This is a genomic window from Pseudomonas sp. yb_2, assembly GCF_043103905.1.
Taxonomy (GTDB): Bacteria; Pseudomonadota; Gammaproteobacteria; order Pseudomonadales; family Pseudomonadaceae; genus Aquipseudomonas; species Aquipseudomonas alloputida.
The window spans coordinates 88,164-101,307 of the sequence record NZ_JBICKH010000054.1; the positions used below are offsets into that span (position 1 = coordinate 88,164).

Below are 13,144 nucleotides of genomic sequence, written 5' to 3' on the forward strand. Positions count from 1 at the left end.
GGGCTTGGTGGCAGGCGCAATACCCTGCCTGGTGTGGGTCATGCAGGTGCAGCGCCGCCAGGGCGCATGGCAAGCTGAGCAGGCCTTGCTCGAAGAACGCCTCAATGCAGCCCAACTGGCCCAGGCTGGCCTGCAGGCGCAACTGGACGCCAGTCGCGACGAGGTCAGCGACCTCAGTGAGGCCAACGCCGTCAAGCAGGCCCAGTTGGCCGCCCAAGGCCGTGAGCTGGAGCTGCTGCAGATCGATCGCGACAACGCCCGTGATGCCGCCCACGCCTGGAGCCTTGAGCGCGCCAATCGCGAAGCCGAACTGCGTCGCCTGGAGGCGCAAACCGCGCGCCTGGACGCAGAGCTGCGTGAACAGCAGGAAAGCCACCAGCAACGCCTGGAAGACCTGCAGGAGGCCCGTGACACCTTGCGCGCCCAGTTCGCCGACATGGCCACCAAGATTTTCGACGAACGCGAGCAGCGCTTCGCCCAGACCAGCCAGCAGCACCTTGGCCAGTTGCTCGACCCGCTCAAGGAGCGCATCCAGGCCTTCGAAAAACGCGTGGAGGAAAGCTACCAGCAAGAGGCCCGCGAGCGCTTCTCGCTGGGCAAGGAGCTGGAGCGCCTGCAACAGCTCAACCTGCGCCTGTCCGACGAAGCCACCAACCTTACCCAGGCCTTGAAGGGCCAGAAAACCCAGGGTAACTGGGGTGAGCTTATCCTCGAACGTGTGCTGGAACATGCCGGCCTGGAAAAGGGCCGCGAATACCAGACCCAGGTCAGCCTGAAAAGCGCCGATGGTGAGCGTTTCCAGCCGGATGTGCTGATCATGCTGCCCGGCGACAAGCAGGTGGTGGTGGACGCCAAGGTCAGCCTCACGGCGTACCAGCAGTTCGTTGCCGGCAACGACGAAGTTGCGCTCAAGCAGCATGTGCAGTCGCTGCGCAGCCACGTCAAAGGCCTGTCGAGCAAGGACTACAGCCGCCTCGAAGGCCTGCACAGCCTGGACTTCGTGTTGTTGTTCGTGCCCATCGAGGCGGCCTTTTCGGCGGCCCTGCAGGCCGAGCCGAACCTGTTCCAGGAGGCCTTCGACCGGCAGATCGTGATTGTCAGCCCTACCACGTTGCTGGCCACCTTGCGGGTTATCGACAGCCTGTGGAAGCAGGAGCGTCAAGGGCAGAACGCCCGCGAAATTGCCGAGCGGGCCGGCTGGCTCTACGACAAGTTCGTGCTGTTCATTCAGGACCTGGACGAACTGGGCAGCCGCTTGCAGCAGGTGGACAAGGCTTATGCGGCAGCGCGCAACAAGCTGTGCGAAGGGCGTGGCAACCTGGTTAGCCGTAGCGAGCAGCTTAAGCTGCTGGGCGCCCGTGCCAGCAAGAGCTTGCCGGCAGACCTGCTGGAGCGGGCGCTGTCCGATGAGGCGCTGCCCGAGGTAGCGGTTACTGAGCCAGGCTCAGATGGCGATTGAGCAGGGCGCGCAAGGCCGCAGGCTTGACCGGTTTGGCCAGGTAGTCCAGCCCTGATGCATGTACCAGGGCGATGGTTTCCTTGCTGCCGTCGGCGCTGATCACTACACCGGGTACCGGCTCACCCAGCCGTGCTCGAAGCCAGCCCATCAGCCCGGTGCCGGTCTCGCCGTCGTCCAGGTGGTAGTCCACCAATGCCAGGTGCGGGCGCATGCCTTTGGCCAGCAGGGCTTCGCATTCGGCCTGGTTGCGCGCGGTCCATACCTGGCAACCCCAGCGGCTCAGCAGGCTGTTCATGCCGATCAGGATGCTGTCTTCGTTGTCCACGCATAGCACTTGCAGCCCGGCCAGTGGCTGGCCGCCCTGTTGTTCCACGGGCGTGCTTGGCGCCGCGGCGGCCTGGCGTGCAATCGGTACGCTGACGCGGAACACCGTGCCCTTGCCTGGCCATGAGCGCACTTCCAGCGGATGCCCCAGCACCCGACACAGACCGTCTGCAATGGCCAGGCCCAAGCCTAGCCCCTTCTCGGCACGGGTCTGGTGGCTGTCCAGGCGCTTGAACTCCTGAAAGATCACTTGCAGCTTGTCGTCAGCAATGCCCGGGCCACGGTCCCAGACCTCCAGCCACAGGCGCTCGCCCTGTCGGCGCGCGCCCAGCAGGATCGGGCTCTTGCCGTAGCGCAGGGCATTGGTGAGGAAGTTCTGCAGCACCCGGCGTAGCAGTTTCATGTCGCTGTCCACCCGCAGGCGGCTGCCGCGCAGGCGGAACTCCAGGCCTTTCTCGGCCGCCAGCAGCTTGAACTCGGCGCCCAGGGTGTCGAACAGTTCGTTGAGGGCGAAGGGTTTGGCATCCGGGGTGATCTTGCCGTTTTCCAGGCGCGAGATGTCCAACAGGTCGCTGATCAGCTCTTCAGCCGAGCGCAGCGAGCTGTCCATGTGCTGTACCAACTGCCGGGCCTCTTCGTTCATGCCCTCGGCCTGTTGCGACAAGGCGGCAGAGAAAAGCCGTGCGGCGTTCAACGGTTGCATCAGGTCATGGCTGACGGCGGCCAGGAAGCGGGTCTTGGAGTTGCTCACCGCTTCGGCCTGGCTCTTGGCTTCGGACAGCGCCTGGTTCAACTGCGACAGTTCGTGGGTGCGCTCCGCCACGCGTTGCTCAAGGCGTTCGTTGGCATCGCGCAGGGCCTGCTCGGCCTCGCGGAACGGGGTGATGTCGGTGAAGCTCATGACAAAGCCACCGCCCGGCATCGGGTTGCCGATCAGCTCGATCACCCGGCCATTGGGGAACAGCCGCTCGGAGGAGTGCGCGCGGCCCTGGCGCATCCAGTGCAGCCGCCGCGCCACATGCACCTGTGCCTCGCCGGGGCCGCACAGGCCGCGCTCGGCGTTGTAGCGGATGATGTCGGCAATCGGTCGCCCAACGCTGATCAGTCCGTCCGGGTAGTTGAACAGTTCCAGGTAGCGGCGGTTCCAGGCCACCAGGTGCAGGTTCTGGTCGACCACGCTGATGCCTTGGTTGATGTTCTCGATGGCGCCTTGCAGCAGGGCGCGGTTGAACTGCAGCACCTCACTGGCTTCGTCAGCGATGCGCACCACGTCTTCCAGTTGCATGTCGCGGCCTTCGATGGCCGCCTTGACCACCGCGCGGGTCGACGAGGTACCGAGCACCCCGGCCAGCAGGCGCTCGGTGTGCTCGATCCAGTCGCCATCGGCGTTCTGGTTAGGGTTGAAACCCTTGCCCTGGCGGTAGGCAAAGCGGATGAAGCTCTGCCGTGCGCGCTCTTCCCCGACAAAGCGCGAGGCCAGGGTCAGCAGGTCGTCGATCTGCACCGCCAGCAGCGGCTTGCTGCTGGGCCGCGCGCTGGTCTGCTGGCCAATGAACCGGCCGGCCTGCCAGTGCTCGGAAACCCGCGTGCGCGACAGCACCGAAACCCAGGCGAACAGGGTGAAGTTGCCCGCCAGTGACAGCACCACACCTTGGGTCAGTGGACTGATCGGCAGGTTCAGCGGGTTGCCGTGCAGCCACGCCAGGCCAGGGAACAACTGCAACGACCAGCCCAGGCTGTGCGCGGCAATCGGCAGCACCAAGGTGTAGAACCACAGGAAAATGCCAGCGGCCAGGCCGGCGAACACACCGCGACGGTTGGCCTGCTTCCAGTACAGCGCGCCAAGCATGGCTGGGGTGAGCTGGGTCACAGCGGCAAAGGCAATCTGGCCGATGGTCGCCAGGCTGGCGGTGGAACCCAGCAGGCGGTAGCTGACATAGGCCAGCAGCAGGATCACCACGATGGTTACCCGGCGTACCGAAAGCATCCAGTGGCGGAACGCTTCGAAAGGCCGCTCGGCGTTGTTGCGGCGCAGCAGCCAGGGCAGCAGCATGTCGTTGGACACCATGGTCGACAACGCCACGGCCTCGACGATCACCATGCCGGTAGCCGCCGAGGCACCGCCGATGAACGCCAGCAGGGCAAGGCTCGGGTGCGCCTCGGCCAGGGGCAGGCTGATGACGAACGAGTCGGAGATCACCGTGCCGGGCAGCAGCATCTGCCCGGCCAGGGCAATCGGCACCACGAACAGCGCGGCCAGTGCCAGGTACATCGGGAATACCCAGCGCGCCAGGCGCAAGTCCTGCGGTTCGATGTTCTCCACCACGGTAACGTGGAACTGTCGGGGCAGGCAGATGATTGCCATCATCGCCACGGCGGTTTGCACCACCATGGAAGGCCAATTGATGGTTTCTTTCCAATAGTCCTGCAAGTGGATCGACTGGCGGGCCTGGCTGAACAGGTCGTCGAAACCGTCAAACAGGTTGAAAACGATGAAGATGCCCACGGCAAGGAACGCCAGCAACTTGATCAGCGATTCGAAGGCGATCGCCAGGACCATGCCGCGGTGGTGCTCGGTCACATCCAGGCTGCGGGTACCGAAGACGATGGCGAACAGCGCCAGTACCAGCGATATCACCAGCGCGGTGTCCTGCACGCGGGTGCCGGTGGCGTCGGCGTTGGCGCCGATCAGCAGGTTCACGCCCAGTACGATGCCCTTGAGCTGCAAGGCGATATACGGCAGCACACCGACCAGGCAGATCAGTGCCACCACCACTGCCAGGGTCTGCGACTTGCCGTAGCGCGCGGCAATGAAGTCGGCGATCGAGGTGATGTTCTGCTGCTTGCTGATCAGCACCATCTTCTGCAGCACCCAAGGGGCGAAGATCAGCAGCAGTACCGGGCCCAGGTAGATGGGCAGGAACGCCCAAAGCTGTTCGGCGGCCTGGCCGACCGCGCCGAAGAAGGTCCAGCTGGTGCAGTACACGGCCAGCGACAGGCTGTACACCCAGGCACGCAGCTTTGGCGGCAATGGCGTGCTGCGGCGGTCGCCATAGAAGGCGATGGCGAACATGATGGCCATATAGGCCAGGGCGACCACGGCGATCAGCCCGCTGGACAACGACATGAAGACTCCGAAGCAAAAAGGTAACGCGGTCCCGATCAATCAGTCTGGCACGCAAGTGCCGCTTCGTCAGCGCAGACGATGGTTGTAGGAGCGGGTTCACCCGCGAATGGGCCGGAACAGGCAACATCAACCCCTTCGGGTACCCAACCAATAGAACACCCCTGCCAGTATCACCGACAACACCAGCAGGTAGAAGACTGCCCCCGGCCACAGGTGTACCAGTGCAAAACCCACCATCACCGGGCCCAGCGCCGCCCCCAGGTTGGACAGGTTCTGCGCGCCGTAATACACCCCGCGCAAGTGCTCCGGTGCGATCAGGTCGATAAACATGTACTCGGCCGGGATCACGATGATTTCGCCCAGCGTGAACACCAGCATCGCCAGGCACCAGGCCAGTACCGAGCCTGCCAGCGCAAAACCCAGCAAGCCGGCGATGAACAGGCCCATGCCGGCCAACAGCCACGGCATCAGGCGCTGGCGGCTGATACGCCGGCCAATCAGGTACTGCAAGGCAATGACCGTCACGGCGTTGGTGGTGACCAGATAGCCGATCAGCCGTGCCGCTTCGGCCGGGTTGCTGGTGACCACCAGGTACTGGGACAGGTAGGCGGTGAACTGGCCGAACACTACCGCGCTCAGCACCCCGCCCACGGTAAAGCACACCAGCCGACGATCCCGCGCCAGCCCCAGCGCCACTTGGCCGAAGCCGGCCGCAGGTTTGTCCGGCGCGCTGGCCTGCAGGCTGCGATCACCCAGGCGCCAATAAGCCAGGCACATGGCCAGGCCAAGCAGCGCAGAGGCGAGGAACGGCACATGGTCGTTCAGTTCAAGCATGGCCACGCCCAGCAACGGGCCGGCGGCGTAGCCGACGTTGCTGAGGGTGTACTTGATGGCGAATACCTCGGCCCGCTCATCCACCGGCAGTAACGCGCAGAAGCCTGCCTTGGCGGCGATGTCGACCACTGCCAGGGCCAGGTTGATCAACACCAGACAAAAGAAGAACGGCAGTGCCGAACGGCTGGCGACCGCGCCGACGAAGGCCAGGGCGAACAGCAGGGTACTGGCGCTGACCAGCGTGTGGTTGCTCAAGGTGTCGACCAGATGACCACCGTACAGACTCAATAGCGAGGCAACGATCAGCGCGCCACCGATCAGCAGGCCGATCTGGCTGATCGGCAGCTGGAAATTGTCAGCCAGGTAAACCACCAGGTAGGGCAGGGTGAGGGCGCGGGCGACGGTAAGCGTGAAGGTGGTGGTGAGCAGCAGGCGAACGGTGTGCGGGTAGCGTTTTATGGCGGCGAGCATTGCCACGTCCTTGTTGTGCGGGTTTGCCGAGCACAAGCATAAGCCACATGCGGTCCTCCCGACACAAGGCTGTTTCGCCTACCAAAGGGCGACAGGCGGAGGATTGACAGCCCGACAGGCTCAGGGAATACTCTCGAAAAATTCATATATATGTTTATATAACAAGACGAGAGCGAGACCCATGCACCCATTGACCGGTGATGCTCGACTGCCCCGCTACCAACAACTGCGCGACCACATGGTCGCGCAAATTGCCAACAACCGCTGGCGCCCGGGGGAAGCGATCCCGACCGAGGCAGCCTTGGCCACCGAGTTCGACCTGTCGATCGGTACCGTGCGCAAGGCCGTCGATGTCCTGGTGGCCGAAGGCGTGCTGGAGCGCCAGCAGGGCCGCGGCACCTTCATTCGCCGCCCACAGTTCCAGTCGTCGCTGTTCCGCTTCTTCCGTTTCGAGGCCGCCAATGGCGAGCGCATAGTGCCGGAAAGCCGCATTCTCTCCATCGAGTCGCTGCCGGCGCCTTCCGCGGTGGCCGAGGCATTGGGCCTGGCAGGGGAGGCAGAAGTGATCCGCATCATTCGCACACGTCTGCTCGGCGCGCAGCCGGTGCTGGCCGAAGAAATCTGGCTGCCGCGCCAAACCTTCCAGCCGCTGCTGGACGTGGATCTGAACAGCGAGGGCCCGCTGCTGTACCCGATCTACGAAGCGCTGTGCGGTCAGGTGGTCGCCTACGCCGAAGAAACCCTGACCGCCGAAGCGGTCGACGCGGTGCATGGCCGCTTGCTGCAACTGCCGGCCGACAGCCCGGTGGTCGTGATCGAGCGCCTGGCCCGCGATTACGCCGGCAAACCTCTGGAATGGCGCCGCTCGCGCGGCCATGCGCAGCACTTCCGCTACCGCATCGACATTCGTTAAACCGGTCGCTTCACCCTTCACCTGTCTGCGCCGTGCTGCCACGGCGCAGTGGCTTCGCCTGCCCGTCACACCCACGACTAGAAGGATAACAATCATGTTCAGCTGGTATCGCGAGATCACCTCACGGGAACGCAAGACATTCTGGGCCTGTTTCGGCGGCTGGTCGCTCGATGCGCTGGAAGTGCAGATGTTCGGCCTGGCCATCCCCGCGCTGATCGCCGCGTTCTCCCTGACCAAGGGCGATGCCGGCCTGATCAGTGGCCTGACCCTGGTGACCTCGGCAATCGGCGGCTGGCTGGGTGGCACACTGTCCGACCGCTATGGTCGCGTGCGTACCCTGCAATGGATGATTCTCTGGTTTTCGTTCTTCACCTTTCTTTCGGCGTTCGTCACCGGCTTCTACCCGTTGCTGTTCGTCAAGGCCATGCAAGGCTTTGGCATCGGTGGCGAATGGGCAGCCGGCGCTGTGCTGATGGCCGAAACCATCAACCCGAAGTATCGCGGCAAGGTCATGGGTACAGTGCAGAGTGCCTGGGCTGTGGGGTGGGGCCTGGCGGTGGCATTGTTTATGCTGATCTACTCGCTGGTGCCGCAGGAGTTTGCCTGGCGGGTGATGTTCTTCGTCGGTCTGCTGCCATCGCTGCTGATCATTTGGGTACGCCGCAACGTGCCTGAGCCGGACAGCTTCCAGCGCCTGCAGAAAGAAAAAGCCATCCCTTCCAGCTTCTTGCAGTCGATGGCTGGCATCTTCCGCCCTGAACTGCTGCGTGTGACCCTGCTGGGCGGCTTGCTCGGCCTGGGTGCCCACGGTGGCTACCACGCGGTGATGACCTGGTTGCCGACCTTCCTCAAGACAGAGCGCAACCTTTCGGTGCTGAACTCGGGCGGTTACCTGGCGGTGATCATCCTGGCCTTCTGGTGCGGCTGCGTGGTCAGCGGCCTGCTGATAGACCGTATTGGCAGGCGCAAGAACATCCTGCTGTTCGCCCTGTGCTGTGTACTGACCGTGCAGGCCTACGTGTTCTTCCCGCTGACCAATACGCAGATGCTGTTCCTCGGCTTCCCGCTGGGCTTTTTCGCCGCCGGCATCCCGGCCAGCCTGGGTGCGTTTTTCAATGAGCTGTACCCGGCTGACGTGCGCGGCGCCGGGGTGGGCTTTTGCTACAACTTCGGTCGCGTGCTGTCGGCCGTGTTCCCGTTCCTGGTCGGGCACATGAGCGAGTCGATGTCGCTGGGCAGTGCCATCGGCATCGATGCCGGCATCGCCTATGGCGTTGCGGTGATTGCAGCCCTGTGCCTGCCCGAAACCCGTGGCCGCAACCTTGAATCTGCACCTGCGCCGGAAACGGCCGGTGCCGTCGCCAAGTAACCTGAACCTGTTTGTATGAGAACCATGCCCGACGCACCCGCTTTGCACCTGACTGCCATCGACAGCCACGCCCACGTGTTCAGCCGTGGGCTGAACCTGGCCAGCCAGCGGCGTTATGCGCCCAACTACGATGCGCCGCTGGGCGACTACCTGGGCCAACTGCGGGCCCATGGTTTCAGCCATGGCGTACTGGTCCAGCCCAGCTTCCTGGGTACCGACAACCGCTACCTGCTCAGCGCCTTGCAGACCGTGCCAGGGCAACTGCGCGGGGTGGTGATGCTGGAGCGGGATGTCGAGCAGGCGACCTTGGCGGAAATGGCCCGATTGGGAGTCAGGGGGGTACGCCTCAACCTCATGGGGCAAGACATGCCTGACCTGACCGGCGCGCAGTGGCGGCCCCTGCTGGAGCGCATCGGCGAGCAGGGTTGGCACGTGGAACTGCACCGTCAGGTGGCGGACATTCCAGTGCTGGTGCGGGCATTGCAGCCCTATGGGCTGGACATCGTGATTGACCATTTCGGCCGCCCGGATGCCCGCCGTGGCCTGGGCCAGCCGGGGTTTGCCGAACTGCTGACCCTGAGCGGTCGGGGCAAGGTGTGGGTGAAGGTGTCCGGCATCTACAGGCTGCAGGGCTCGCCGGAGGAGAACCTGGCATTCGCCCGTCAGGCGCTGTGCGCGCTGGAAGCCCATTACGGCGCAGAGCGGTTGATGTGGGGCAGTGACTGGCCGCATACCCAGCATGAGTCGGAGGTCAGTTTCGGCAGCGCTGTCGAACAGTTCGAGGCCTTGGGTTGTTCAGCGCAGTTGCGCCAGGCACTGTTGCTGGATACCGCGCGGGCGTTGTTTGGCTTCGAGTGACCTAGCGCCAGTGCTGCAACTGCCAGCAGGTCCTTGAACGCAAGCTTGCGTGGTCATGCCTGAGCCGGTGCTTGCCAGCCAGCGCATTTCCCATGCAGATTTGTGGCCCGGCGCGCTTGGCGAGCCTCCAATTGAAAAGCCCTCAGGACCAAGGACGATGAGTCACTCTTCGCAATTCACCTTGCTCGGCAAGCGGCGTTTCCTGCCGTTCTTCATCACTCAGTCGCTGGGTGCCTTCAACGACAACCTGTTCAAGCAGTCGCTGATCCTGGCGATTTTGTTCAAGCTCAGCCTGGGCGATGGTGACCGATCGATCTGGGTCAACTTGTGTGCCTTGCTGTTCATACTGCCGTTTTTCCTGTTTTCGGCGCTGGGCGGGCAGTTTGGCGAGAAGTTCGCCAAGGATGCGCTGATCCGGGCAATCAAACTGGCCGAAATCGTGATCATGGCGATTGGTGCACTGGGCTTTGTCACCAACCATCTGGCGCTGATGCTGGTGGCGCTGTTCGGTATGGGAACCCACTCGGCGCTGTTCGGCCCGGTGAAGTATTCGATCCTGCCGCAGGCCCTGCGCGAGGAAGAGCTGGTGGGCGGTAACGGGCTGGTGGAAACCGGCACCTTCCTCGCCATCCTCGCCGGCACCATCGGCGCGGGCATGATGATGTCGGCCGACAGCTACGCAACGGTGGTAGCCGGTGGCGTGGTCGGCACGGCGGTACTCGGCTACCTCGCCAGCCGCTGGATCCCTCGGGCGGCTGCCGCCTCGCCGCAGATGCCGCTGGACTGGAACATCTTCAAGCAGTCGTGGGTGATCTTGCGCATGGGCCTGGGCCAGCCGCCGGCGGTGTCGCGCTCGATCGTCGGCAACTCGTGGTTCTGGTTTGTCGGCGCCATCTACCTCACGCAGATCCCGGCCTATGCCAAGGATTGGCTGCACGGTGATGGCACGGTGGTGACCCTGGTGCTGACCCTGTTCTCGGTGGGCATTGCCCTGGGCTCGCTGTTGTGCGAGCGGCTCAGTGGACGCAAGGTGGAAATCGGCCTGGTGCCGTTCGGCTCGTTCGGCCTGACCCTGTTCGGCCTGCTGTGGTGGTGGCACTCCGGTGATGTACCGGCTGCAGCAGCGCCGCACGACTGGCTGGCACTGCTGGGCATGAGCCAGGCCTGGTGGATCTTGCTGTCGATCATTGGCCTGGGTGTGTTCGGCGGCTTCTACATCGTACCACTGTATGCGTTGATCCAGGCCCGCACGGCCGAGGACGAGCGCGCCAGGGTGATCGCGGCCAACAACATCCTCAATGCCTTGTTCATGGTGGTGTCGGCGGTGCTCACCATCATCCTGCTAGGCGTGGCCAAGCTGAGCATCCCGCAGCTTTTCCTGGTGGTGTCGCTGCTCAATATCGCGGTCAACACCTATATCTTCAGGATCGTGCCCGAGTTCACCATGCGTTTCCTGATCTGGCTGCTCAGCCATTCGATGTACCGCGTGCAGCACCGAGACCTTGAGCGCATCCCCGACGAAGGTGCAGCGTTGCTGGTGTGCAACCACGTGTCGTTCGTCGATGCGTTGCTGCTGGGCGGGGCCATACGCCGGCCGATCCGCTTTGTCATGTACTACAAGATCTACAACCTGCCGGTGCTCAACTTCGTGTTTCGCACTGCCGGTGCCATCCCGATTGCCGGGCGTAACGAAGACCAGGCGACGTACGAGCGGGCCTTCGCGCGCATTGCCGAATACCTGGCGGATGGTGAACTGGTGTGCATCTTCCCGGAAGGCAAGCTGACGGGCGATGGCGAAATCGATGTCTTCAAGGGTGGGGTCAGCCGCATCCTCGAAGAAACGCCGGTACCGGTGATTCCGCTGGCCTTGCAGGGGTTGTGGGGTAGCTTCTTCAGCCGCGACCCGGCCAAGGGCTTCTTCAAGCGCCTGTGGTCGCGGGTGACCATCGTGGCAGGCGCCGCCGTCCCGGTGGAGGCGGCGCAGCCTGAGGTGTTGCGCGAACAGGTCAGCCGCCTGCGCGGCCCTCTGCGATAGGGGTTAGCTGGCGCTGACTTTCAGGCCGACAAGGCCGCAGACGATCAGCGCCACACTGACCAGCCGCACCAGGGCCATGGACTCGCCGAACAGAATGATCCCGGCGATGACCGTACCGACTGCGCCTACGCCGGTCCAGATGGCATAGGCGGTGCCCAGCGGCAACTCCTTCATGGCCAGGCCCAGCAGGCCCAGGCTGATGACCATGGCGCCGACGGTAAGGACAGTGGGTAGCGGTCGAGTGAAACCGTCGGTGTATTTGAGGCCGACGGCCCAGCCAACCTCGAACAGGCCGGCGAAAAACAGGATGATCCAGGACATGAGTGTGTCTCCATCGTTTGAATGATGGGGCCGTCCCCGGAGTGGTCACGCGGTGCGTCGTGAGGTCGTCCTCACCGTGGGCACCATGGTGCCTGTCTGCGGCCTTGCGGGCAAGACCGCGCCTGCAAGGGGTTACCACTTGCAGGCGCGGGTTTACCCGCGAAGAGGCCGGTGCTGGCAGAAAACGATTCAGGCCAGCACCGGCATTTCATACCAATCAGACCCCTTGCGGGATCTCTTCCCCACCCAGCGCCTCGAACAGCACCGGCAGGAATTCGGCAAAGGTCATCATCATCAGCTGGAAGCTGGCATCGAACTGCTGCGCAGCCTCATCGCCACCGTCCTGCTCGGCCTGCTCCTGCAGCAGCTCTTCGAACTTCAGGCGCTTGATGACCATCTTGTCGTCGAGGATGAACGACAGCTTGTCTTGCCAGGCCAGGGCCAGCTGGGTCACCACTTTGCCGGTGCTCAGGTGCAGCTGGATCTCTTCGCCGGTCAGGTCCTGGCGCTTGCAGCGCACGATACCGCCATCTTCGGCGGTGTCGCGCAGTTCGCACTCGTCCAGCACATAGAAGCCTTCGGCGGCTTGCTGCGATTTGACCCAGTCGGTCATGGTGGCCACTGGCGCAATCTTCACCGTGGCCGGGCGCACGGGCAGCGAACCCATCACTTCACGCAGGGTCGACAGCAGGTCTTCGGCGCGCTTGGCGCTGGCCGAGTTGACCAGGATCACGCCCAGGCGCGGGGCAATGGCAGCGAAAATCATCGAGCGGCGGATGAACGCACGCGGCAGGAACGCCTGGATGATTTCGTCCTTGATCTGGTCGCGTTCCTTTTTATAGACCTTGCGCATTTGCTCGGTCTCGATCTCTTCGACCTTCTCCTTGACCGCGTCGTTGACCACGCTGCTCGGCAGGATGCGTTCTTCCTTGCGCGCGGCAATCAGCAGGTACTCGCCGCTGACATGCACCAGGGGAGCGTCTTCGCCTTTGCCGAACGGCGCGACGAAACCATAAGTGGTCAGCTCCTGGCTGGCGCAGGGGCGGGCCGGCTTGCTGGCCAGGGCGGCTTCCAGCGCTTCAGGCTCGAACGGAACTTCCTGGGTCAGGCGGTAGGTCAGCAGGTTCTTGAACCACATGAGGGGCAATCTCTCCTTAATGCATAAGGCGGGCATTATTCTCCGAGCGGTGAATTCAGGCCAGCCCTGTCAGAGGGCCAGCAGTGGCTTATGCATGAAAGAATCGCCCGACAACGCTAGGTCTTTGAAAGGCCTGAGGTTTTTTTTGCAAAAAGTTTAAAAAGTGCTTGCCAGGGTGCGGGGCGCTCCGTAGAATGCGCGCCACACCGAGACGAAGGGTGATTAGCTCAGCCGGGAGAGCATCTGCCTTACAAGCAGAGGGTCGGCGGTTCGATCCCGTCATCACCCACCACTC

The 13,144-nt window shown here is 63.5% G+C and carries 9 protein-coding genes and 1 tRNA gene; 6 read left to right on the forward strand and 4 right to left on the reverse strand.

The genetic code is table 11. The features are described from left to right. Positions 1 to 85: 85 nt before the first annotated feature. Positions 86 to 1,459, forward strand: a complete 1,374-nt coding sequence (gene rmuC / locus ACF8FB_RS13305) for a DNA recombination protein RmuC (RefSeq protein WP_392511449.1) — start codon at positions 86 to 88, stop codon at positions 1,457 to 1,459. Here rmuC and ACF8FB_RS13310 read toward each other — a convergent pair. Continuing rightward, the gene (locus tag ACF8FB_RS13310) at positions 1,431 to 4,910 is read right to left on the reverse strand and encodes a PAS domain-containing hybrid sensor histidine kinase/response regulator (RefSeq protein WP_010952747.1); all 3,480 of its coding nucleotides are present in this window, start codon (positions 4,908 to 4,910) and stop codon (positions 1,431 to 1,433) included. The two genes, rmuC and ACF8FB_RS13310, sit on opposite strands and share 29 nt — an antisense overlap. Positions 4,911 to 5,036: 126 nt before the next feature. Continuing rightward, complete coding sequence (locus ACF8FB_RS13315; protein WP_010952748.1) at positions 5,037 to 6,215, reverse strand: MFS transporter; 1,179 nt, start codon at positions 6,213 to 6,215, stop codon at positions 5,037 to 5,039. 181 nt (positions 6,216 to 6,396) lie between these two features. Between ACF8FB_RS13315 and ACF8FB_RS13320 the strand changes: the two genes are divergently transcribed. From ACF8FB_RS13320 to ACF8FB_RS13335, 4 genes are all read left to right on the forward strand, one after another. Then, positions 6,397 to 7,128, forward strand: a complete 732-nt coding sequence (locus ACF8FB_RS13320) for a GntR family transcriptional regulator (protein WP_020189988.1) — start codon at positions 6,397 to 6,399, stop codon at positions 7,126 to 7,128. 94 nt (positions 7,129 to 7,222) lie between these two features. After that, complete coding sequence (locus ACF8FB_RS13325; RefSeq protein WP_010952750.1) at positions 7,223 to 8,497, forward strand: MFS transporter; 1,275 nt, start codon at positions 7,223 to 7,225, stop codon at positions 8,495 to 8,497. A gap of 24 nt (positions 8,498 to 8,521) precedes the next feature. Then, complete coding sequence (locus ACF8FB_RS13330) at positions 8,522 to 9,355, forward strand: amidohydrolase (RefSeq protein WP_049587235.1); 834 nt, start codon at positions 8,522 to 8,524, stop codon at positions 9,353 to 9,355. A 157-nt stretch (positions 9,356 to 9,512) separates the two neighbouring features. Beyond that, positions 9,513 to 11,390 carry an MFS transporter gene (locus ACF8FB_RS13335; RefSeq protein ID WP_129933916.1) on the forward strand — a complete coding sequence of 626 codons (1,878 nt, stop codon included), beginning with the start codon at positions 9,513 to 9,515 and terminating at the stop codon, positions 11,388 to 11,390. A 3-nt stretch (positions 11,391 to 11,393) separates the two neighbouring features. On the opposite strand, the gene sugE is transcribed toward ACF8FB_RS13335, so the two are convergent. After that, the gene (gene sugE, locus ACF8FB_RS13340) at positions 11,394 to 11,711 is read right to left on the reverse strand and encodes a quaternary ammonium compound efflux SMR transporter SugE (protein WP_010952753.1); all 318 of its coding nucleotides are present in this window, start codon (positions 11,709 to 11,711) and stop codon (positions 11,394 to 11,396) included. A gap of 217 nt (positions 11,712 to 11,928) precedes the next feature. Beyond that, positions 11,929 to 12,849 (reverse strand): recombination-associated protein RdgC, encoded by a 921-nt coding sequence (gene rdgC / locus ACF8FB_RS13345; protein WP_003252510.1) that lies wholly within the window; start codon positions 12,847 to 12,849, stop codon positions 11,929 to 11,931. A gap of 216 nt (positions 12,850 to 13,065) precedes the next feature. On the opposite strand from rdgC, the gene ACF8FB_RS13350 reads away from it, so the two are divergent. Then, a tRNA-Val gene (locus ACF8FB_RS13350) sits at positions 13,066 to 13,141 on the forward strand. Positions 13,142 to 13,144: the final 3 nt, after the last annotated feature.

Excerpts from the sequence above, each read along its gene's own strand:
- ACF8FB_RS13310 (WP_010952747.1), bottom strand. The coding sequence starts at position 4,910 with ATGTCGTTGTCCAGCGGGCTGATCGCCGTGGTCGCCCTGGCCTATATG.
- ACF8FB_RS13315 (WP_010952748.1), bottom strand. The coding sequence starts at position 6,215 with ATGCTCGCCGCCATAAAACGCTACCCGCACACCGTTCGCCTGCTGCTC.
- ACF8FB_RS13320 (WP_020189988.1), top strand. The coding sequence starts at position 6,397 with ATGCACCCATTGACCGGTGATGCTCGACTGCCCCGCTACCAACAACTG.
- ACF8FB_RS13325 (WP_010952750.1), top strand. The coding sequence starts at position 7,223 with ATGTTCAGCTGGTATCGCGAGATCACCTCACGGGAACGCAAGACATTC.
- ACF8FB_RS13330 (WP_049587235.1), top strand. The coding sequence starts at position 8,522 with ATGCCCGACGCACCCGCTTTGCACCTGACTGCCATCGACAGCCACGCC.
- ACF8FB_RS13335 (WP_129933916.1), top strand. The coding sequence starts at position 9,513 with ATGAGTCACTCTTCGCAATTCACCTTGCTCGGCAAGCGGCGTTTCCTG.
- sugE (WP_010952753.1), bottom strand. The coding sequence starts at position 11,711 with ATGTCCTGGATCATCCTGTTTTTCGCCGGCCTGTTCGAGGTTGGCTGG.
- rdgC (WP_003252510.1), bottom strand. The coding sequence starts at position 12,849 with ATGTGGTTCAAGAACCTGCTGACCTACCGCCTGACCCAGGAAGTTCCG.